The following is a 20,498-nucleotide window of genomic DNA, read 5'->3' on the forward strand; positions in this document are numbered from 1 at the left end:
CGCGGTTCCGAGGTCGCGAACTCACGGTTTCCTGGGGACGCCGGCAGCGTGGCCGCCGGATGGCAACGAAGTATGTGAAGGCCGAGGGCGGCCAACAATGCCCCCGCCGTCCGACCCGGCACCGGGGTACACCCGAATCAGAAGTTCGGCTACGGTTGCCGCCATGGTCGGCCGCCCCCGCAACGCCGTGATCCTCACCGAGGACGAACGGGCCGCACTGCGGACATGGACCCGCAGCCGCAACTGCTCGCAGGCCCGCGCGCTGCGTGCGCGGATCGTGCTGGCCTGCGAGGACGAGCCCACCAACAGCGGTGTGGCCAGGCGCCTCGGCATCTCCCGCGACATGGTCGGCAAGTGGCGCGCCCGCTTCCTCGCCGAACGGCTGGCGGGCCTGGACGAGCAGCCCCGTCCCGGGCGGCCCCCCGTGGCGGACGACGACACCGTGGCCCACGTCCTCGTCCGCACCCTCACCCCACCGCCGCCCGGTGCCGGACACGCCTGGTCGACGCGTTCCATGGCGGCCGAAACCGGCCTGAGCCAGAGCACCGTGAGCCGGATCTGGCGGGCCTACCGCGTCCGGCCGGGGGCGGGCGCCACGGCCGGGCCGCGCCGGGCGTGGTCCCTGCCGGACCGCGCCGAGGAGGTGGTCGGCCTGTTCATCGCGCCACCGGTGTGCGTGCTCGCGACGGCCCGGACGGGGCGGGGCGGGGCCGCGCGCACCTGCGCGGGCCGGCTGTTCGGCCAGGAGCGGGAGGCGCCCCACGTCCTGGCCGTGGCCTCCGCCTTCGCCGCGCTCCGGGGCGGGCGGCACACGCCGGACACGCCCTGGACGGACCACCCCGCCCTGCGCACGTTCCTGGAGCAGGCGGGGGCGGCGGCCGATACCGGGGGAGCGGTGCACGTCCTGGCACACGGCGTACCCGCGGAAGGCCGCGACGTGTGCCAGGACGTGTCCCCGCGGCTGCGCTGGCACCACGTACCCGGCCCGGCGGAGTGGACCGACGAGACCCGGCGCCTCCTCGCCGCCGATGCCCGGTCCGCCCAGGAGACCGTCCCCGATCCGCACCGCCTCCGTGACGCGCTGCTGACCTGGTCCACCACATGGACCCCGTCCGCGGCCCCCTTCACCCGGGTCGCCGCCCCGCGCCCGGTGTACGACACCCCGGCCATCTGCGGCTCCGGCAACGACTCGAACGCCCGGGACGTGTGCGCTCCCGGCGACGCCGACGTCCCCACGGCGACCACGTTCACATCCCCCGACGAGCCGCCCGGCGCTCCCCTCACGACCGATCCCGTCGTGGGCCTGTTGCGCGAAGCCCTGCTCGCCGACCGCCACCGGCCCGGCGACCGGGTCCGGGAGGCGCCGCTCGCGACCCGCCTCGGCCTCTCGCGCCGGGTCGTCCGCGCGGGGCTCCGGGCGCTGGCCGAGGAGGGCATGCTCGATCTGCTCCCGGGCGGTGCGACCGCCGTCCCCACCGTCACGCCGAAGGACGTCCTCGACCTCTACGCCCTGCGCGCCAGCCTGGGCGCGCTGCTCATCCGGCGCGTCGCCATGCTCGGGCGCGACCAGCTCGCCCCGGCCTCAGCGGCCCTGGCGGAGGTGCGCGACGCCGCCCGGGACAACGACCACGCCCGCATACGCGAGGTGGACTTGCGGTATCAGGACGCCCTCGCCCGCACCGCGGACCTCCCGCAGGCGGCGCACACCTTCGAACGCCTCACGGCCCGTCTGCGCATGTTCGTCACGGTGCTGGACATGGACTACAGCCAGGCGTGCGACGCCATCAGCGACGAAGACACCGCCGTCCACGAGGCGTTGCACAACGCCGACGGGAACGAGGCGGCCCGCCTGTGGCGAGTCAAGATCGAACGCTGCGTCCGCTTCATGATCGCCCAGCTCCCCGAGGACGACGCCGCCCCGCATCTGTGGACGACCCTGGCGGGCAGGCCCCGTCTGCGCCGTGATAATTCGCGGGACGCCGCGCACTGACGCGGAAACGAGGCTTCAGCTCAGGCCTTACGGGGCCTCAGATCGCGGCGCGAATGGCCCGCTCGAAGCCTTCGACATGGTCGCGGGCGAGCTGGGCCGCCTTCTCGGCGTCACCGGCGACGACCGCCTCGAGCAGCGGTCCGTGCTCTTCGACGTGGCCCGCCATGTCCGACAGCCGGTCGATGAACAGGCACCAGATGCGCGTGGCCAGGTTGTCGTGGCGGACGAGGGTGTCCTCCAGGTACGGGTTGTGGGTGGCGGCGTAGATGGCGCGGTGGACCTGGAGGTCCAGGCGCATCAGCTCATCGGCGCCGGGCCGACGGGAATCCACGCTCCCCAGCTCCCGTAGCGCACCCGCCAGGACCGCACGGTCGGCCGCCGTGGCGCGCCGCGCGGCCTGGGCGGCGGCCAGCGGCTCCAGCTCCTGGCGCACCTCGGAGATGTGGGCCAGGTCGGTGATGTTGACGTCGGTGGCGAAGGTGCCGCGCCGGGGGTAGGTCGTGATCAGGCGCTCGTACTGGAGCCGCTTGAGCGCCTCGCGCACCGGCGTCCGGCCGACCCCGAGGGACTGTGCCAGCTGGTCCTCGTTGATCGGCGCGCCCGGGCGGATCTCGAGCATGACGAGCCGGTCGCGGATGGCGCGGTAGGCGCGCTCGGCGAGGGACAGCTCCTCGCCCCTCGGCTCGGTCGCCACGTGCTGCATGAAACCCCCTTGACCTCTCCCGTCGAGCTCCCATACCTTACCGCAGAGGCTGATATATCAGTTGCCCATTAGTTGGCTCTCAGGATGGTGCACAGATGGCAACCAACCCGTCGATCACCACGGTCACCTCCCACCTCACCCTTCCGCTCAGCACACTCGACCCGGATATCGCCACCGCGGTGGACGCCGAGCTGCACCGTCAGCAGTCCACCCTCGAGATGATCGCCTCGGAGAACTTCGCTCCGGCCGCGGTCATGGAGGCCCAGGGCTCGGTCCTGACCAACAAGTACGCGGAGGGCTACCCGGGCCGCCGCTACTACGGCGGCTGCGAGCACGTCGACGTGGTCGAGCAGCTGGCCATCGCCCGGGTGAAGCAGCTCTTCGGCGCGGAGGCCGCCAACGTGCAGCCGCACTCCGGCGCCCAGGCCAACGCGGCCGCGATGTTCGCGCTGCTGGATCCCGGTGACACGATCCTCGGCCTCGACCTGGCGCACGGCGGCCACCTCACCCACGGCATGCGCATCAACTACTCCGGCAAGCTGTACAACGTCGTGCCGTACCACGTGCGCGAGTCCGACATGCGCATCGACATGGACGAGGCCGAGCGGCTCGCTCTCGCGCACCGGCCCAAGATGATCGTCGCCGGCTGGTCGGCCTATCCCCGCCGACTGGACTTCGCCGCGTTCCGGCGCATCGCCGACGCGGTGGGCGCGTATCTCATGGTGGACATGGCGCACTTCGCCGGGCTGGTGGCCGCGGGCCTCCACCCGAGCCCGGTGCCGTACGCCGATGTCGTGACGACCACCACCCACAAGACCCTCGGCGGCCCGCGCGGCGGGGTGATCCTCAGCCGCGCCGACCTGGCCAAGAAGATCAACTCCGCGGTCTTCCCGGGCCAGCAGGGCGGCCCGCTGGAGCACGTCATCGCCGCGAAGGCGGTGGCCTTCAAGGTGGCGGCGAGCGAGGAGTTCACCGAGCGCCAGCAGCGCACCCTGGCCGGTGCCCGCATCCTCGCCGGGCGGCTGCTGTCCGACGACGTGGCCGAGGCCGGGATCACGGTGCTGACCGGCGGCACCGAAGTCCATCTGATCCTCGTCGACCTGCGCGCCTCCGCGCTCGACGGGCAGCAGGCCGAGGACCGGCTGCACCGCATCGGCATCACCGTCAACCGCAACGCGGTGCCGTTCGACCCGCGTCCCCCGATGGTCTCGTCGGGACTGCGCATCGGCACCCCGGCCCTGGCCGCCCGTGGCTTCGGCGAGACGGAGTTCCGCGAGGTGGCCGACATCATCGCCCAGGCCCTGAAGGAGGAGACGTTCGGCGACGAGCAGGCGGGCCTGCTGCGCGACCGGGTCGAAAAGCTCGCCGCCGCGTTCCCCCTCTACCCGCACCTGAACATCCCCACCTGAACGGAGACGCGGCATGACCACCCAGCCGCTGCCGGAGCACCCGGACTTCCTCTGGCGCAACCCGGAGCCGCGCTCCTCCTACGACGTCGTCATCGTCGGCGCGGGAGGCCACGGCCTGGCCACCGCCTATTACCTCGCCAAGAACCACGGCATCACCAACGTGGCCGTCCTGGAGAAGGGCTGGCTGGCCGGCGGCAACATGGCCCGCAACACCACGATCATCCGCTCCAACTACCTGCTGGACGAGAGCGCGGCGATGTACGAGCACGCGCTGGGGCTGTGGGAGCGGCTCCCGGAGGAGCTGGAGTACGACTTCCTGTTCAGCCAGCGCGGCGTCCTCAACCTCGCGCACACCCTCCAGGACGTCCGCGAAGGGGTGCGCCGCGTGGGCGCCAACCGCCTCAACGGCGTCGACGCCCAGTGGCTCACCCCGGACGAGGTCGCCGAGGTCTGCCCCATCCTCAACGTCTCGCCCGACACCCGGTATCCGGTCCTCGGCGCCACCTTCCAGCCGCGGGCCGGTATCGCCAAGCACGACCACGTCGCCTGGGCGCTGGCCCGGCGGGCGGACGAGCTGGGCGTGGACCTGATCCAGGGGTGCGAGGTCACCGGCTTCGTCAAGGACGGCGACCGGGTCGTGGGCGTGGAGACCAGCCGCGGGCGCATCCTCGCGGGCCGGGTCGGCCTCGCGGCCGCCGGACACAGCAGCGTCCTGGCCGAGATGGCCGGCTTCCGGCTGCCGGTGCAGTCACACCCGCTCCAGGCGCTGGTGTCCGAGCTGCACGAGCCGGTGCACCCCACCGTGGTGATGTCCAACCATGTGCACGTCTACGTGTCCCAGGCGCACAAGGGCGAGCTGGTGATGGGCGCGGGCGTCGACGCGTACAACGGCTACGGGCAGCGCGGCTCGTTCCATGTGATCGAGCATCAGATGGCCGCCGCCGTCGAACTGTTCCCCGTCTTCGCCCGTGCGCACGTGCTGCGCACCTGGGGCGGCATCGTCGACGTCACCCCGGACGCCTCCCCGATCATCGGCGCCACCCCCGTCGAGAACCTCTACGTCAACTGCGGCTGGGGCACCGGTGGCTTCAAGGCCACCCCGGCCGCCGGATGGACCTTCGCGCACACCATCGCCACAGGCGAGCCCCACCCGCTGAACACCCCCTTCGCCCTCGAACGCTTCACGACGGGCGCACTGATCGACGAACACGGCGCCGCGGCCGTGGCCCACTGAGGAGAACACCGTGCTGCTGATCACCTGCCCATGGTGCGGTCCTCGCGACGAGGCCGAGTACCACTACGGGGGACAGGCCCACGTCCCCTACCCCGGAAACACCGCGGACCTCACCGACGAGGAATGGGCCGCGTACGTCTTCTACCGCGACAACCCCAAGGGGCCCTTCGCCGAGCGGTGGATGCACGGCACCGGGTGCCGCCGCTGGTTCAACGTCCTGCGCGACACCACGACGTACGAGGTGCTGGCCGCCTACCGGCTCGACGAGCCCCGCCCCGCACTGCCCCAGGCCGGAGGGAACCGATGACCGACCAGCCATTCCGGCTCCCGGGCGGGGGCCGCATCGATCGCGGTTCCGTGCTGCGTTTCACCGTCGACGGCCGTGAGCTGACCGGGCACCCCGGGGACACCGTCGCCTCGGCGATGCTGGCGAACGGGCTCGTGGAGGTCGCCCCGTCGATCTACCGCGGCCGTCCGCGCGGCATCGTCGCCGCGGGCCCCGAGGAGCCCAACGCCCTGGTGCAGATCGACGGCCCGTGCTCGGAGGGCATGCTGCCCGCGACGACGACAGAGCTGTACGACGGCCTGTCCGCCACCACGCTGTCCGGGATGGGCCGCCTCGACCCGGCCCCCGACCCCGCGGTCTACGACAAGAAGTTCCTCCACACCGATGTGCTGGTCGTCGGCGCCGGACCGGCCGGGCTCGCCGCCGCCACCGCCGCCGCGGGCTCCGGCGCCCGGGTGATCCTCCTCGACGAGCAGTCCGAGCCGGGCGGCTCGCTGCTCTCCGGGCGCACCGAGACGGTCGGCGGCCAGAGCGCCCTCGCCTGGGCCGCCGAGGTCCGCGCGGCCCTCGACGCCGCACCCGAGGTCGTCGTCCTGCCGCGCACCACGGCGTTCGGCTCCTACGACGACAACTACGTGCTGGCCGTCCAGCGCCGCACCGACCACCTCGGCGCCGACGCCCCCCAGCCGTCCGAAGGCGTCTCGCGCCAGCGCGTGTGGCACATACGGGCCCGCCGGGTGGTCCTGGCGACCGGCGCCCACGAGCGTCCGCTGGTCTTCGCGGGCAACGACCGCCCCGGGGTGATGCTCGCCGCGGCCGTACGCTCGTACCTCAACCGGTACGCCGTGGCCCCGGGCTCGCGGGCCGTGGTGAGCACCACCAACGACAGCGCCTATGACACGGTCGCCGATCTGCACGCCGCCGGGATCGACATCGCCGCCGTCGTGGACGCGCGCCCCGAGCTGTCCCACCGGGCCGCCGAAGTGGCCGTGGCGACCGGGGTGCGGGTGCTGACGGGCAGCGCGGTGGCCGCCACCGCGGGGGAGAGCCGCATCACCGGCGTCACCGTCCAGGCCCTCGACGCCGAGGGCCAACTCACCGGCGCCCCCGAGTCGTTCGACTGCAACCTGCTGGCTGTCTCGGGCGGCTGGAGCCCGGTGGTGCACCTGCACAGCCAGCGCCAGGGCCGGTTGCGCTGGGACGAGGACCTGGCCGCCTTCGTGCCCGACGGCACCGTACGGGACCAGCAGGTCGTCGGCGCGGCCGGCGGGACATACGGCCTCGACGGCTGTCTGGCCGAGGGGGCACGGGCCGGTGCGCGGGCCGCGACGGACGCCGGGTTCCCGGTGCCCGTGCCCCCGTCCGACGACGCGCGGTCCGCAGCAGGACCGGTGCGCGCCCTGTGGCTGGTCCCCGCGGCCGAGGGCGAACCCGGCGGCTGGGACACCCACTTCGTCGACCTCCAGCGCGATGTGTCGGTCGCCGACGTCTGGCGGTCGGTCGGCGCCGGCATGCGCGGTGTCGAGCACGTCAAGCGCTACACCTCGCTCGGCACGGCGAACGACCAGGGCAAGACGTCCGGCGTCAACGCGATCGGCGTGATCGCCCAGGCCCTCGGCGCGGACGCCTCACCCGGAGACATCGGCACCACCTCGTACCGGGCGCCGTACACGCCGGTGGCCTTCGCCGCCCTGGCCGGGCGCGAGCGCGGCGAACTGTTCGACCCGGAACGGACCACGTCCATCCACGGCTGGCACGTGGCACACGGCGCGGAGTTCGAGGACGTCGGGCAGTGGAAGCGCCCCTGGTACTACCCCCGGCCCGGCGAGGACATGGACACCGCCGTGGCCCGCGAGTGCCGCGCGGCCCGTGAGGGGGTGGCGTTCATGGACGCCACCACCCTCGGCAAGATCGAGATCTGGGGCACGGACGCGGGCGAGTTCCTGGGCCGGATCTACACCAACGGCTTCAAGAAGCTGAAGCCCGGCATGGCCCGCTACGGCGTGATGTGCAAGCCCGACGGGATGATCTTCGATGACGGCGTGACCCTGCGCCTGGACGAGAACCGCTACTTCATGACCACCACGACCGGTGGCGCCGCCGGGGTCCTGGACTGGCTGGAGGAGTGGCTCCAGACCGAGTGGCCCGAACTCGACGTCCACTGCACCTCGGTGACCGAGCAGTGGACGACGATCGCCGTCGTCGGACCCCAGTCCCGCGACGTCGTCGCCGGTCTCGCGCCCGACGTCGACCTGTCCGCCGAGGCGTTCCCCTTCATGGCCTTCCGCGAGACCACCCTGGCCTCCGGCGTCCCGGCCCGCATCTGCCGGATCTCCTTCTCCGGTGAACTCGCCTACGAAATCAACGTCCCCGCCTGGTACGGCCTGGCGGTCTGGGAGGAGGTGTACGCGATCGGCCGACCGTACGACATCACCCCGTACGGCACCGAGACCATGCACGTCCTGCGCGCCGAGAAGGGCTACATCATCGTCGGCCAGGACACCGACGGCACCGTCACCCCGCAGGACGCGGGCATGTCCTGGGTGGTCTCCAAGCAGAAGGACTTCGTCGGAAAGCGGTCCTACGCCCGCGTGGACACCTCCCGCACCGACCGCAAGCAACTGGTCGGCCTCCTGCCGAGCGACGGCAGGACCCGGCTGCCCGAGGGCGCCCAGCTGGTCGCGCCGGACGTGCCCTTCACCCCCGAGGCCGGGCCGGTGCCGATGCTCGGCCACGTCACCTCCAGCTACCACAGCCCGGCCCTCGGCCGCCCCTTCGCCCTCGCCCTCGTCGCCGACGGGCGGGCGAGGATCGGACAGACCCTGCTCGCCCCGGTGGGCGAGGAGCTGGTGCCCGTCCTGGTGGCCGACTCCGTCCTGTACGACCCCGAAGGGACCAAGCGCGATGGCTGAGCCGACGATCGACGCGGGCGCGGGCCCGGTGGCCCTGCGCACCAGCCCCCTGGCCCATCTGGAGGCGCGGATGCGCGCCGCCGCCGTCACCGGCGAGCGGGGCATCCGGCTCGCCGAGTGGCCGTTCAACACCATGGTGAACCTGCGCGTCGCCCCCGACTCCGAAGCGGCCGACCGCATCGAGAAGACCCTGGGCGCGCCGCTCCCGCGGCAGTGCGGTCAGACCGCCGTATCCGGCCCCCACACGGTCGTGTGGCTCGGCCCCGACGAGTGGCTCGTGGTGTCCCCGGCCGGCGGGACGTCCGTGGCCGCCGAGTTGCGGGAGGCGCTCGCCGGAGACCCGGGGTCGGCGGTGGACGTCTCGGCGAACCGCACCACGCTGGAGCTGAGCGGCCCGGCCGCCCGGCAGGTGCTGGAGAAGGGCTGCCCCCTGGACCTGCACCCCCGGGCCTTCGGCCCCGGCCGGGCGGTGTCGACCACGGTGGGACCCGTCGCCGTACTGCTCTGGCAGGTGGACGAGGCCCCCACGTACCGGCTGTTCCCGCGGTCCTCGTTCGCCGACTACCTGGCGCGCTGGCTCATCGACGCGATGAGCGAGTACCGCGGCCCGGCGCTGCCGTAGCGCCAGGGGAACACGGTTCCCGCATCGGGTGCGGGGCCGACGACGCGGTCCGGGATGCGGTCACATCCTGACCGCATGCCCTGCGATCGTCGTCCCGCACCCGACAGCAATCGGCAGGACCCGAAGGGAACACGTGTGACGATGAGGATGACCGTCCTCGACGACCGGGCGCTGGGCCGCGCCACGCTGGCCCGGCAGCTGCTGCTCGACCGCGCCGACGTACCGGTGCTCGACGCCGTGGCCCACCTCGGCGGTCTTCAGGCGCAGGAGCCGCAGGAACCGTTCACCGGCCTGTGGTCGCGGCTGCGCGCGTTCGACCCTGCGGCCCTGGACGGCCTGCTGACCGGGCGGCACGTGGTACGAACCCACCTCATGCGCCGCACCGTGCACCTCCTCACCGCCGACGACACCCTGGCCTGGCGGGCGCGCCATGACACCATGCTGCGCCAGAAGGTGCTGGGAACCTACCGCCGCGAGCTGGAGGGGGTGGACCTCGCCGAACTCGCCGCCGCGGCCCGCGCGGTGCTGGCCGACGGTGAGCCCCGCTCGATGCCCGAGGTCGCACGGATCCTCGCCGACCGCTGGCCCGCGCCGAGCCCGATGGCACTGGGCGAGATGGCGATCGCCGCCCTCGTCCCGGTCGTGCAACTGCCGCCGCGCGGGCTGTGGCGCGCGCGGTCGGGGGTGCGCTACACCCCGCTCACCCGCTGGCTGGGCCGCGAGGTCGCCCCGTCCGCGCCGGAGGGGTCCGACCCGGTCGGCGAAGCCCTGGTGCGCCGCTACCTGGCCGCGTTCGGCCCCGCCGCTTCGGCCGACCTGCGCGCCTGGTGCGGGCTCGCCGGACTGCCCGCCGCGGTGGCCGCCCTCCGCGGGGAGCTGGTCGCCTTCCGTGACGAGCGCGGCCGCGAACTGCTCGACCTGCCCGACGCGCCGCGCCCCGACCCCGGCACACCCGCTCCGGTGCGGTTCCTGCCCGCGTTCGACAACGCGATCCTCGGCTACCACGACCGCGGCCGGATCATCGACGATGTCCACCGCGGCCTGTCCGTCGCGGGCGCCCGCGTGGTGCTGGTGGACGGCCGGGTCGCCGCGACCTGGACGGTCGACGCGGGCACCGTCCAGGTCACCCCGCTGCGGGGCTTCTCCCGGGCCGAGCGCGCGGCGGTCACCGAGGAGGGCCAGGGCCTGGCCTCGTTCCTGTCCGAGAACGACAGCGAGCGTGTACGGATTGTCCCGTCTACTTGAGCGGCGGCGGCCTACGATGACGGCATGGTCAAGGGAGTGATGTTCGACTTCTCGGGGACGTTGCTGCGCTGCGAGTCGGTCGAGGAGTGGCTCGGCGCGGTCCTGGCGGAGACCGAGGTCCCGGTGGACGGCGAGGAGTTCGCCGATTGGGTGCGGCGGCTGACGGAGTGCGGAGCACTGCCGGGCGGACCGTCGCCCCAGCGCATTCCCCCTCGGCTCGAAGGGCTGTGGCATGAAAGGGATCTGAGTGCGGATCAGCACCGTGCGGCCTACAGCGCGTTGATCGACGAGGCCGGGCTGCCGCGGCCGGAGCTGACCCAGGAGCTGTACGACCGCCACAAGGCGCCCGCTGCCTGGCGGCCCTACCCGGACACCGGAACAACGCTGCGGGCGCTGCGCCGACGCGGGATCCCGGTGGCTGTGGTCAGCAACATCGGCTGGGACCTGCGGCCGGTGTTCCGGGCCCATGACCTCGATGGGCTGGTGGACGCCTATGTGCTCTCGTACGAGCAGGGCGCGCAGAAGCCCGATCCGGCCATCTTCCGGGCCGCCTGTGACGCGCTCGGCCTGTCGCCCTCCGATGTGCTGATGGTCGGGGACAACCGCGTCGCGGACGGCGGTGCGGAGGCGCTGGGCTGTCCGGTGCACTTCGTCGACCCTCTGCCGGTCGACCGCCGCCCGGCGGGGCTCGCGCCCGTCCTGGACCTGCTCGGCTGAGCGCTCCTGACCTGACCTGACCTGGCCGACGCCAGGTCATGGGCCTCGTCACCCCTCCATTTGATTACCTAACTTAGGTATGTATATTATCGCGGTCATGGCCCACTCCACGCACCGCACGATCCTCATCTCCGGCGCGAGCATCGCCGGTCCGTCCCTGGCCTATTGGCTCGATCGCCACGGCTTCGAGGTCACCGTCGTCGAGAAGGCATCCGCGATCCGCGGCGGCGGCTATCCCATCGACATCCGCGGCACGGCCCGCGACGTCGCGGACCGCATGGGGCTGCTCCCGCAGCTGCGGAAAGCCCACGTCGACACCCGCAAGATCTCGTACGTGGACACCGACGGACACCTCATCGGCTCCCTCCGCCCCGAAGCCATCACCGGCGGTGCGGAGGGCCTGGACCTCGAAGTGCCGCGCGGCGACCTGGCCGACGCCCTCTACGCCCCGGTCCGCGATCGGGTCGAGTTCGTGTTCCACGACTCCATCGCCACCCTGGACGACCGCGGCGACCGTGTCGAGGTCACCTTCGACAGCGGCGCCCACCGCACGTTCGACCTGGTCATCGGCGCGGACGGGCTGCACTCGAACACCCGCCGCCTGGTCTTCGGCCCCGAGGATCGGTTCCACCGCTACCTCGGCCACACCTTCGCCGGTTTCACCCTCCCCAACGACTTCGGCCTCGCACACGAGGCGGTCGCCTGGAACGCCCCCGGCAGGGCGGCTGTCCTCTACGCCCACGAACCCGACGACCGGGTGCACGGGTTCCTCGTCTTCCGGCAGGACGAACCGCCCTTCGACGCCTTCCGCAACCCCGGGGCCCAGCGCGAACTCGTCGCCTCCAGGTTCCCCGAGCGCACCTGGCACATCCCGCACCTGGTGGCCGCCATGCGCACGGCCGACGACCTGTTCTTCGACATCGTCAGCCAGATCCACATGCCCACCTGGGCACACGGCCGCGTCGCGCTCGTCGGCGACGCCGCCCACGCCACCTCGTTCGTCTCCGGGCAGGGCTCCAGCGTCGCCCTCGTCGGTGCGTACATCCTGGCCGGGGAGCTGGCCACCCACGCCGATCACGCGGCCGCCTTCGCCGCCTACGAGCGGACGATGCGTCCCTTCGCCGAGCAGAACCAGGCCCTGGCCACCTCGGGCGCCGCCATCACGATCCCCGGCACCCGGGAAGCGCTCGACGCCCGCAACGCGGCCCTGCTCAACCCCGCCGAGCTGACGGGCGCCGAGTTCCGCGAGGCCTACACCGGCCTGGTTCTGCCCGACTACAGCCACGCCGGATGACGGGCCGCCGGGTTCGCTACAGGCCGTCTCGTACCATCGCGGCGACGATGTTGACGTGCCGGTCGGCGGCGGTCTGGGAGAACTCGTTGTCGTAGTTCAGGCCGTACGGCCAGAAGTGGCCGCCCCCGGCGGACAGCGTGGCGCTGGCGCCGTCGTACTGCCGGACGAGCCTCGTGGCCTCCGCGCCACGCCAGGTGCCGCCGCTGGTGAGCGACGCCCAACGGCTGCTCGTGCCGACGCCTATCGTGTGCGCGATCTCGTGCAGTGCGGTGCGCTCGGTCATATAGGCGCGGTTGCCGAAGCGGATGGTCCCGTTGATGTTGCCGTCCGCGGTGGGAACACCCGGGTCGTACTGCACGGTGATGTTCTTGCCCAGGTCGCTGAGGTTGTTGTAGCGGGCCACCGCGGCGTTCATGGCCGCGGTGATGCGGTTGTACGCGTCCTGCTGGTCCGGGGTGGGATTGCCGGCCTTTTGCAGCGTCCAGGTGATGGTCGCCAACGCGGCCTGTGGCGACCGCTGTTGGGTGGCGCTCGGTGCCTTCGCGGGGGCGGCTGCCTGCGCCACGACCGGCGCGGCCATCGTGAACGTGACGGCCGCCAGAGCGGCGGCCAGGGCCCGGCGTCTGGGGTGGGGTGACGTCATGTCCCGTACTCCTCGTCATCCGTGCGGTGCTGTGTGGGGGCGTTCGACTTTGTGCGGTATTAAGAGAAGGCATGGGTGACGGAGTGTCAAGATGTCGCGCGTCTAAAGGATTTCCCGCTGGTCCTCGCCCGCGGACGCCTGCTCCGCCACGCCGGTCGTGGCCGGGGCCGGGCGCACGAGCAGGGACACCACCGCGGCCAGTGCCGCCGCCGCTGCCGCGGCCGCGAACGCCCAGGTGTGAGAGCCGTCGTCCGCGCCGACCAGCTGACCGGAGAGCGACGAGCCGAGCGCGTAACCGCCCCACATGAAGGTGCTCATCCAGGCGAACGCCTCGGTGCGGTACTCCTCCGGCGCGGCCTCGCCCAGCACGACCTGGTGCAGGGTGTCCCGGCGGCCGCCGACCATGCCCACCAGCAGCAGGACCAGCCCGGCCCACACCAGATGGGACACCTGGGCGCTGATGACGAGCAGTGCCGCGGAGGCGGCGTGGTACAGGGCGAGCTGGAGCCCCGGACGTCCCTTGCGCTCGCGCGCCCCGTAGATCAGCGCACTGATCACCGCGCCCAGGGACAGGACGCTCAGGAGCACACCGGACGAACCGCCGGAGCCGTCCCCACCGGCCGGCGCCGCGATCGCCACGACCATTCCGCCGTACGCGACGGTGTCGCAGACGACGATGCCGAGCAGCACCCGGACCTGCCCGTGCGACAGGGGGCCGAGGAAATGCCGCTCGGCACGTTCCCCCGTCGGCGCCGGGAGGGAAACCGTCAGCAACAGCAGCACTCCGGCGGTCGTGCTGCACGCCGCGAACACCACCGCGGCGTTCGGCGAGGCGAAAGGCATCAGGCCCGAGACGATCAGGGGGCCGGAGACGAACATGACCTCGTTGAGCACCGCGTCGAGGGCGAACGCCGTCTTCAGCTGCTCCCCGGACACCAGCACCGGCCAGCTGGAGCGCACCACAGGGCCCGCGCGGGGTGGTGGCGCCGAGCGCCGCCACGCCCGCGACCAGCACTCCCACGGAGGCGTGCTGAGTGAGGGCCCACAGCAGCACCGCGTAGGCGGCCATGTTCACCACCAGGTAGCAGGCCAGGACCCGGCGGGGCCGCAGCCGGTCCACGAGCCGCCCGGCCACCGGAACAGCCACGGCCAGCGCCGCCGCGTACCGCGAGAGCACCCCGGCGGCCGAACCGTACGAGCCGAGGGAGGAGTTCACCGCCAGGAACAGACTCAGGCTGAGCATCGGCGCGGCGATACGGCTCGCTACCGCCGAGACGGCGAGGCGGGCCACTTGCGGTCGGCTCAGCAGGGACAAGTATGCGCGCATGTCCCGTCTCCCGGGGAGCTGGCGTACTCGGCGGGCCATACTCGCACAGCCATGACCGTTCCGCAGATGCCGGTGCGGTTGCCCGCACCCCGGAGCGGAGGTCAGCAGCGCGCCGTGAGACCGCCGTCCACCGGCAGGCACACGCCGTTGACGTAACCCGCCTCGTCGGAGGCGAGGAAGACGGCGGCCGCCGCGACATCCCAGGGGCTGCCCATGCGTCCGGTCGGGCTCGCCGCGTGGCGGGCCGCGAGTGCGGCCTCGGGGTCGTCGGCACCGGCCACGATCTGCCCGGCCACCAGCGGGGTGTCGATCAGCCCCGGAAGGACGGCGTTCACGCGGATGCCCTCGGCGGCGTGGCGCAACGCCAGGGTGACCGTGAGCTGATTGACGGCCGCCTTCGCAGCGCTGTACGCGGGGTACGGGTAACCGGTGTCGCGTATCGCGGCGATCGAGGACACGTTGACGACCGCGCCACCACCTGCCGCCACCATCCGCGGCAGCACGTGCTTGCAGGTCAGGAAGACACCGTCCACGTTGACCGCGAGGGTGGACCGCCACTCGGCGAGGTCCAGCTCGGTGACACCGCCCAAGCGGGCCACGCCCACGTTGTTGTGCAGCACCGTCGGCGTGCCGAAGGCGCGCTCGGCCGCGACGACGGCGCCCGCCACCTGCTCCTCGACCGTCACATCGGCCGTCAGGGGCAGCGCCTCACCGCCCTCGGCCGTGATCGCCTCGGCCGTACGCCGCGCCTGGTCCCCGTCGATGTCGATCGCCGCGACGCGCGCGCCCTCCCGGGCGAACGCGAGCGCGGCCGCCTTGCCGTTGCTCACCCCGCCACCGCTCGAACCGGCCCCGAAGACGAGCGCGGTGCGGCCGTCCAGTCGTCGTCCCCTGCGCATGGCCCGATCCTGCCGCGCCGCGATGGGTACGGACCACCGACGGCCGTCGCAAACCTGCCCTACCCGATTCTCGATCTGTAGAAAACACCAGGTCATAACCCTTCACCTGGCAGCTCCCATGCGTAATGATCTTCCCTTGGCAGTGTCCTTGGCGGTGCTCTGGGCAGTGGCAGCGTCCCGTGGGAGGTGATGCGCGATGCCCGGAGGCCGACTCCAGGACGTCGTGGACGACTTGGCCGAGCGCATAGGCCGCTCCGTCGCGGTCAACGATCCACGCGTTCACATCCTCTGCGCCAGCCGCCACTTCGGCGACGAGGACCGGGTACGGGTGCGCGCCGTGCTCCAGCGCGACGCGGGGAGCGCCGCGGCCGGACACATCCTCGCCCAGGGCGTCGACCGCTGGACCGCACCCGGCGTCATCCCGCCGCGCGCCGACCTCGGCATGCGGGCCCGGCTGTGCGCACCGATCCGGTGGCGGCACCACCTGCTGGGCCTGCTCGTCGTCATCGACCCCGACGGCTCCCTGCCCTCCTCCAGCATCGACGCCGTCACCGCCGCCACGCACACCCTCGCGCCCCTGATGTACCAGGACTTCGCCGCCGGGGACACCGAACGCACGGCCCGCGAGGAAGCGCTGCGCCAACTGCTGAACCCCTCGGCCACCGTGCGCGAAACCGGGCGGGACGCGCTCGCCCGCGGTGGATGGCTGCCGTCGTCCCGCTACGCCACCGTCACGGTCGCAACGGTCGCCGGTGACCCACCGGACGACCACGGGGGAGCGGTGGAGGTGGCGCTGCGTACAGGGCTGGAGCGGGTGGCGGCCGACAGAACGTGGCGGACCGAGTTCTGCCTCAACGGACCGCACGGCGTGCTGCTGACCTTCTCCGACCGCCCCCTGCCGGAGGAGTCGCTGCGCGCCCGCGCCTCGGCCCTCCTCGAACAGGCACGGTCGGTGCTGGCCGGAACGGCGGAGTGCGTCGCGGGAGTCGGCGAGACCACGGACGGCGGCGCCGAAGCGGCGTGGATGTCGTACGAGCAGGCCACCGGTGCCGCACGGGCGGCCGGTGCGCGGCCCGGCGGCGACGGCATCGTCCACTGGGAACAACTCGGCGCGCTGGCACCCCTGTCGCTGCTCCCGCCGGACCGCCTGACCCCCGCGCTGCTGCCCGCACCGCTGCGCACCCTCCTCGCGCAGGACCCGTCGGGCCGCCTCACCGAAACCCTCACCGCCTACCTCGACCACGGAGGTTCGGCCCCGCGCACCGCACACGCCCTCCACCTCCACCGCACATCGCTCTACTACCGGCTCCAGCGGATCACCGAACTCACCGGGCTCGACCTGGCCGACGGCGACAACCGGCTCACGCTCCACCTCGGGCTCCGCCTCCACGCGCTGATGCGCTGAGCCACGCGCCAGGTCCGGCAAACGAACGTCCGCGCCGACGGATTTCGACAAAGCGAGGAAAGCACCCGGCCGATTCCCGACAGGCAACGGTGGCGTGCCCCGCCGCCGCGCCCCATACTCCGACCGCAGTCCAAGGTCACCCAGGAGCCGCCGCCATGTCCACCATCGCCCCGCCCGCCGTCCGTACGGTGTCCACCACACGGATCGCGGTGGCCAGTTTCGTCGGAACGGCCATCGAGTTCTACGACTTCTACATCTACGGGACCGCCGCCGCGCTCGTCCTCGGCAAGCTGTTCTTCCCCACCTTCTCCGCGCTCGCGGGCACCCTGGCCGCGTTCGCCACCTTCGGTGTCGGCTTCGTCGCCCGCCCGATCGGCGCAGTCATCTTCGGACACTTCGGCGACCGCACCGGCCGCAAGACGATGCTGGTCACCTCCCTCCTCGTCATGGGCACGGGAACGGTCGCCATCGGGCTGCTGCCCACCTACCGGGACGTCGGCATCGCGGCACCGGTCCTGCTGGTCCTGTGCAGGTTCCTGCAAGGCGTGGGGCTGGGCGGCGAGTGGGGCGGCGCGGTGCTGCTGGCCACCGAGTACGCGCCCCGGGACAAGCGGGGGTTGTGGTCGAGCTTCCCGCAGATGGGCCCCGCCATCGGCTTCATCGCCGCGGGCGGTTCGTTCCTGCTGCTGGGCCGGGTGATGGACGACGCGGCGTTCGAGTCCTGGGGGTGGCGGATCCCGTTCCTCGCCAGCGCGGCGCTGGTGGTGGTCGGCTTCTACATCCGGATGCGGATCGCCGAAACACCGGTGTTCCGGAAGGCGCTGGAACAGCACGAGCGGGCCAAGGCACCCATCGTCGAGGTGGTCCGCCGTCAGGGCACCACCCTGGCCCTGGCGACCTGCGCGTTCATCCTCGCGCACACGCTCTTCTACACCATCACGACCTTCGCGCTCTCCTACGGCACCACCGTGCTGGACCTCGACAAGGACATGCTGCTGCTGTGCGCGATGGCCGCGGCGCTCGTCCTGGGCATTGCCACTCCGCTGCTGGCCGTCCTCTCCGACCGGGTCGGCCGTCGCAACGTCTGCCTGAGCGCGGGGGTACTGGCCGCGGTGTGGGCGTACCCCATGTTCGCCCTGATCAACACCGGTGAGCCCCTGCTCATCGGGCTCGCCATGGCCGTCGGGATGCTCGCCTTCGCCGCGCTGTACGGCCCGATGGGCGCGTTCCTCCCCGAGATGTTCGCCACCCGCTACCGCTACACCGGCGCGTCCGTGGCCTACAACGCGAGCGGCATCGTCGGCGGTGGCATCACGCCCCTCCTCGCCACCCAGCTCGTCGCCTCCACCGGCTCCTCGGTGCCGGTGTCCGGCTACATCGTGGTGGTCGCCCTGGCCTCCGCGCTGTGCGTGTGGTTCCTGAAGGAGACCCACACCAGCGACCTGGAGACGACCTGACCGGCTGACCGGGGTCAGCGTCAGCCGAGGACATCCTTGGCCATCAGCCGGAGCCGCCCGGCGAACTCGGTGAGCCCGGCCCGGTCGACGTTGCCGAAGCTGACCCGGAACACCTGGCGGTCGTCGGGCAGGAAGGCGGTGCCCGGGATGACGAGCGTGTCGTAGCGGGTGACGAGGTCGCGCACGACCTCGTCGGTGCCGCGCCCCGCGAAGGGGTGGCGGACCCAGCCGAAAAACCCTCCGCAGCTCAGCAGCTCGAAACCGCCCGGCCGGTCGGCCATCACGGTCTCCAGCCAACGCCGCTTCTCCGTGACCTCGTTCGCCCGCTCACGGCGCCACTCCCGGGCCGAGGTCAGCCCGGCCCAGGCGGCCTCCTGCCCGACGCGCGGAGGGCAGATCGCCACGCAGTCGAGCAACTTCATCACCTCGCGGCTCAGTTCCGGCGAAGCGACGACCGCGCCCACCCGGTAGCCGGGAATGGCGAGGTCCTTGGAGAAGCTGTGCAGGCTCACCAGGGTCCCCGCCCAGTCCGGCTCGGCGAACAGCCGGTGCGCCGGCTGCTCGGTGTCGCGGAACGAGCGGTAGGTCTCGTCCAGGACCAGGGCGATGTCGTGCCGCTTCGCCACCTCGTAGAAACCCGCGAGCACCTCCGGCGGAAGGGTGACCCCACTCGGATTGCCCGGGGTGACCAGCACGATCGCCCGGGTGCGCGGCGTGATGAGAGCCTCGGCCGCCTCCGGGGTGGGCACGAGGTCGGGCCCGGGCTCCAGATAGCGCGGCACGACGCCGTTCATGCGCAGCCACATGTCGTAGTTGAAGTAGTACGGCAGGACTTCGATGACCTCGTCACCCGGCTCGGTGAGCGCCTGGGCGACGAGGCAGAACGCCTGGTTGCACCCCGCGGTGACGACCATCTGGTCGGCCCCCACCGGGGACCCGTACCCGTGGCTGAGATCGGCGGCGAAGGCCTCCCGCAGCCGGGGCAGCCCGGGAGCAGGCACGTAGGCCGCGCCGTTCGGCTCGTGCGCGACCGCGGCGACGTGCTCGATCATCCCGGCGGCGGCCGGGTAGCTCGGCGCCGCCTGGGCCAGATCGAGCAGCGCACGCTCACCACTGCGGCCCGCCAGCAGGGCGTACGTCGCACCCATCGGCGAATCGATCTCACGCACGGTTCGCGGGCTGAGTCGCACGTCGGCACTCCTTCACGGACTGGCTGGCCGGCCACTGTCGGTTCACCGCGATGCTACCGACATCCCCCGCGCACCGGCCGGACCGAACAGGCCGCGCTGCGCACGCCATGTCCAACTCCAAGGCCGAAATCGCACGCCCGTACGGCAGTTGGTGCACCGCACACCGACCGCAACTGAGTCATGCCATCCGGGCATCCGTATATAGACACATACCAAGCGGCACCGAAGGAGCACTCCCTATGGCAACACCCCTGAGCGCCGACAGACTTCTGAAGGCCCTGCGCGACGAGGGTCTGACCGTCCACGAAGTCCGCAACTGGCGCTCGCACAACCGCAACTCCAAGGGCGCCTGGGGTCCGGTGAACGGCGTCATGATCCACCACACCGTCACCTCGGGCACCGCCAGCTCCGTCGAACTCTGCTACGAGGGCCACGCCTCGCTGCCCGGACCGCTGTGCCACGGCGTCATCGACAAGAAGGGCGAGGTCCACCTCGTCGGCAACGGCCGCGCCAACCACGCGGGTATGGGCGACAACGACGTCCTGAACGCGGTGATCAACGAGACCAGGCTGCCGAGCGACAACGAGGCCGACAAGGACGGCAACGCCCGCTTCTACGGCTTCGAATGCGTCAACCTCGGCGACGGCGAGGACCCGTGGCCGGAGGCGCAGAAGCTGGCCATCGAGAAGGTGTCCGCCGCCATNCGCAGAAGCTGGCCATCGAGAAGGTGTCCGCCGCCATTTGCCGCGCCCACGGCTGGAGCGAGCGGTCCGTGATCGGCCACCTGGAGTGGCAGCCGGGCAAGGTGGACCCCCGGGGCTTCACGATGAGCTCCATGCGCACGCGCATCGGCAAGCGGCTCGCCAAGAAGCCCGATGGCGCCACCGAGACCAAGCCGAAGCCCCCGGCGTCGTACGAGCCCTTCCCGGGCGCCGACTTCTTCCGCAACGGCAGGGAGAGCAAGATCATCACCGCGATGGGGAAGCGTCTCGTCGCCGAGGGCTGTGACCACTACGAGGAGGGCCCGGGCCCGGAGTGGACAAACGCCGACAAGAAGTCGTACGCGGCGTGGCAGCGGAAGCTCGGCTACTCGGGCGATGACGCCGACGGCATCCCGGGCAAGAAGAGCTGGGACAAGCTGCGCGTCCCGAACGTATAGAGCGAT

Annotated in this window: 16 protein-coding genes and 1 pseudogene; 12 read left to right on the forward strand and 5 right to left on the reverse strand. The window is 72.1% G+C overall.

The genetic code is table 11. From position 1 onward, the window contains the following. Positions 1-163: 163 nt before the first annotated feature. The gene (locus tag EEJ42_RS26695) at positions 164-1,990 is read left to right on the forward strand and encodes a helix-turn-helix domain-containing protein (protein WP_123103704.1); all 1,827 of its coding nucleotides are present in this window, start codon (positions 164-166) and stop codon (positions 1,988-1,990) included. 37 nt (positions 1,991-2,027) lie between these two features. Here EEJ42_RS26695 and EEJ42_RS26700 read toward each other — a convergent pair whose 3' ends face one another. Continuing rightward, complete coding sequence (locus EEJ42_RS26700) at positions 2,028-2,693, reverse strand: GntR family transcriptional regulator (protein WP_123103706.1); 666 nt, start codon at positions 2,691-2,693, stop codon at positions 2,028-2,030. Between the two features lie 95 nt (positions 2,694-2,788). On the opposite strand from EEJ42_RS26700, the gene glyA reads away from it, so the two are divergent. The 8 genes from glyA (at position 2,789) to EEJ42_RS26740 (ending at position 12,412) form a co-directional block, all read left to right on the forward strand. Continuing rightward, the gene (gene glyA / locus EEJ42_RS26705; protein ID WP_123103708.1) at positions 2,789-4,102 is read left to right on the forward strand and encodes a serine hydroxymethyltransferase; all 1,314 of its coding nucleotides are present in this window, start codon (positions 2,789-2,791) and stop codon (positions 4,100-4,102) included. 13 nt (positions 4,103-4,115) lie between these two features. Further along, positions 4,116-5,336 carry a sarcosine oxidase subunit beta family protein gene (locus tag EEJ42_RS26710; RefSeq protein ID WP_123103710.1) on the forward strand — a complete coding sequence of 407 codons (1,221 nt, stop codon included), beginning with the start codon at positions 4,116-4,118 and terminating at the stop codon, positions 5,334-5,336. A 10-nt stretch (positions 5,337-5,346) separates the two neighbouring features. Beyond that, a complete protein-coding gene (locus tag EEJ42_RS26715) occupies positions 5,347-5,643 on the forward strand; it encodes a sarcosine oxidase subunit delta (RefSeq protein ID WP_009712259.1) in 297 nt (98 codons plus the stop codon). Then, positions 5,640-8,534 carry a sarcosine oxidase subunit alpha family protein gene (locus tag EEJ42_RS26720; protein ID WP_123103712.1) on the forward strand — a complete coding sequence of 965 codons (2,895 nt, stop codon included), beginning with the start codon at positions 5,640-5,642 and terminating at the stop codon, positions 8,532-8,534. Before EEJ42_RS26715 ends, EEJ42_RS26720 begins: the two co-directional genes overlap by 4 nt. Beyond that, positions 8,527-9,156: a sarcosine oxidase subunit gamma gene (locus tag EEJ42_RS26725; RefSeq protein ID WP_123103714.1), complete on the forward strand. Its 630-nt coding sequence runs from the start codon at positions 8,527-8,529 to the stop codon at positions 9,154-9,156. The genes EEJ42_RS26720 and EEJ42_RS26725 overlap by 8 nt, the downstream gene beginning before the upstream one ends. 147 nt (positions 9,157-9,303) lie before the next feature. Continuing rightward, the gene (locus tag EEJ42_RS26730) at positions 9,304-10,401 is read left to right on the forward strand and encodes a winged helix DNA-binding domain-containing protein (RefSeq protein WP_123103716.1); all 1,098 of its coding nucleotides are present in this window, start codon (positions 9,304-9,306) and stop codon (positions 10,399-10,401) included. A gap of 24 nt (positions 10,402-10,425) precedes the next feature. Next, positions 10,426-11,118 carry an HAD family hydrolase gene (locus EEJ42_RS26735; RefSeq protein ID WP_123103718.1) on the forward strand — a complete coding sequence of 231 codons (693 nt, stop codon included), beginning with the start codon at positions 10,426-10,428 and terminating at the stop codon, positions 11,116-11,118. A 97-nt stretch (positions 11,119-11,215) separates the two neighbouring features. After that, positions 11,216-12,412: an FAD-dependent monooxygenase gene (locus EEJ42_RS26740; protein ID WP_123103720.1), complete on the forward strand. Its 1,197-nt coding sequence runs from the start codon at positions 11,216-11,218 to the stop codon at positions 12,410-12,412. A 16-nt stretch (positions 12,413-12,428) separates the two neighbouring features. Here EEJ42_RS26740 and EEJ42_RS26745 read toward each other — a convergent pair whose 3' ends face one another. The 3 genes from EEJ42_RS26745 to EEJ42_RS26755 form a co-directional block, all read right to left on the reverse strand. Next, on the reverse strand, positions 12,429-13,055 hold the full coding sequence (locus EEJ42_RS26745) for a hypothetical protein (protein ID WP_123103722.1): 627 nt from the start codon (positions 13,053-13,055) through the stop codon (positions 12,429-12,431). Between the two features lie 102 nt (positions 13,056-13,157). After that, the gene (locus tag EEJ42_RS26750; protein WP_148082035.1) at positions 13,158-14,015 is read right to left on the reverse strand and encodes an MFS transporter; all 858 of its coding nucleotides are present in this window, start codon (positions 14,013-14,015) and stop codon (positions 13,158-13,160) included. 468 nt (positions 14,016-14,483) lie between these two features. Next, the gene (locus EEJ42_RS26755; protein ID WP_123103727.1) at positions 14,484-15,281 is read right to left on the reverse strand and encodes an SDR family NAD(P)-dependent oxidoreductase; all 798 of its coding nucleotides are present in this window, start codon (positions 15,279-15,281) and stop codon (positions 14,484-14,486) included. Between the two features lie 196 nt (positions 15,282-15,477). On the opposite strand from EEJ42_RS26755, the gene EEJ42_RS26760 reads away from it, so the two are divergent. Beyond that, entirely contained in the window at positions 15,478-16,686 is a 1,209-nt protein-coding gene (locus EEJ42_RS26760; protein ID WP_123103729.1) for a PucR family transcriptional regulator, read from the forward strand. Positions 16,687-16,841: 155 nt separating this feature from the next. Further along, positions 16,842-18,143, forward strand: a complete 1,302-nt coding sequence (locus EEJ42_RS26765) for an MFS transporter (RefSeq protein ID WP_123103731.1) — start codon at positions 16,842-16,844, stop codon at positions 18,141-18,143. A 20-nt stretch (positions 18,144-18,163) separates the two neighbouring features. On the opposite strand, the gene EEJ42_RS26770 is transcribed toward EEJ42_RS26765, so the two are convergent. Continuing rightward, complete coding sequence (locus EEJ42_RS26770; RefSeq protein ID WP_123103733.1) at positions 18,164-19,333, reverse strand: aminotransferase; 1,170 nt, start codon at positions 19,331-19,333, stop codon at positions 18,164-18,166. A 239-nt stretch (positions 19,334-19,572) separates the two neighbouring features. On the opposite strand from EEJ42_RS26770, the pseudogene EEJ42_RS26775 reads away from it, so the two are divergent. Beyond that, a pseudogene (locus tag EEJ42_RS26775) lies at positions 19,573-20,492 on the forward strand (peptidoglycan-binding protein). Positions 20,493-20,498: the final 6 nt, after the last annotated feature.

Source organism: Streptomyces botrytidirepellens (assembly GCF_003721215.1).
Taxonomy (GTDB): domain Bacteria; phylum Actinomycetota; class Actinomycetes; order Streptomycetales; family Streptomycetaceae; genus Streptomyces; species Streptomyces himastatinicus.

Excerpts from the sequence above, each read along its gene's own strand:
- EEJ42_RS26730 (WP_123103716.1), top strand. The coding sequence starts at position 9,304 with ATGACCGTCCTCGACGACCGGGCGCTGGGCCGCGCCACGCTGGCCCGG.
- EEJ42_RS26735 (WP_123103718.1), top strand. The coding sequence starts at position 10,426 with ATGGTCAAGGGAGTGATGTTCGACTTCTCGGGGACGTTGCTGCGCTGC.
- EEJ42_RS26740 (WP_123103720.1), top strand. The coding sequence starts at position 11,216 with ATGGCCCACTCCACGCACCGCACGATCCTCATCTCCGGCGCGAGCATC.
- glyA (WP_123103708.1), top strand. The coding sequence starts at position 2,789 with ATGGCAACCAACCCGTCGATCACCACGGTCACCTCCCACCTCACCCTT.
- EEJ42_RS26710 (WP_123103710.1), top strand. The coding sequence starts at position 4,116 with ATGACCACCCAGCCGCTGCCGGAGCACCCGGACTTCCTCTGGCGCAAC.
- EEJ42_RS26745 (WP_123103722.1), bottom strand. The coding sequence starts at position 13,055 with ATGACGTCACCCCACCCCAGACGCCGGGCCCTGGCCGCCGCTCTGGCG.
- EEJ42_RS26760 (WP_123103729.1), top strand. The coding sequence starts at position 15,478 with ATGCCCGGAGGCCGACTCCAGGACGTCGTGGACGACTTGGCCGAGCGC.
- EEJ42_RS26725 (WP_123103714.1), top strand. The coding sequence starts at position 8,527 with ATGGCTGAGCCGACGATCGACGCGGGCGCGGGCCCGGTGGCCCTGCGC.
- EEJ42_RS26720 (WP_123103712.1), top strand. The coding sequence starts at position 5,640 with ATGACCGACCAGCCATTCCGGCTCCCGGGCGGGGGCCGCATCGATCGC.
- EEJ42_RS26700 (WP_123103706.1), bottom strand. The coding sequence starts at position 2,693 with ATGCAGCACGTGGCGACCGAGCCGAGGGGCGAGGAGCTGTCCCTCGCC.
- EEJ42_RS26755 (WP_123103727.1), bottom strand. The coding sequence starts at position 15,281 with ATGCGCAGGGGACGACGACTGGACGGCCGCACCGCGCTCGTCTTCGGG.
- EEJ42_RS26765 (WP_123103731.1), top strand. The coding sequence starts at position 16,842 with ATGTCCACCATCGCCCCGCCCGCCGTCCGTACGGTGTCCACCACACGG.
- EEJ42_RS26695 (WP_123103704.1), top strand. The coding sequence starts at position 164 with ATGGTCGGCCGCCCCCGCAACGCCGTGATCCTCACCGAGGACGAACGG.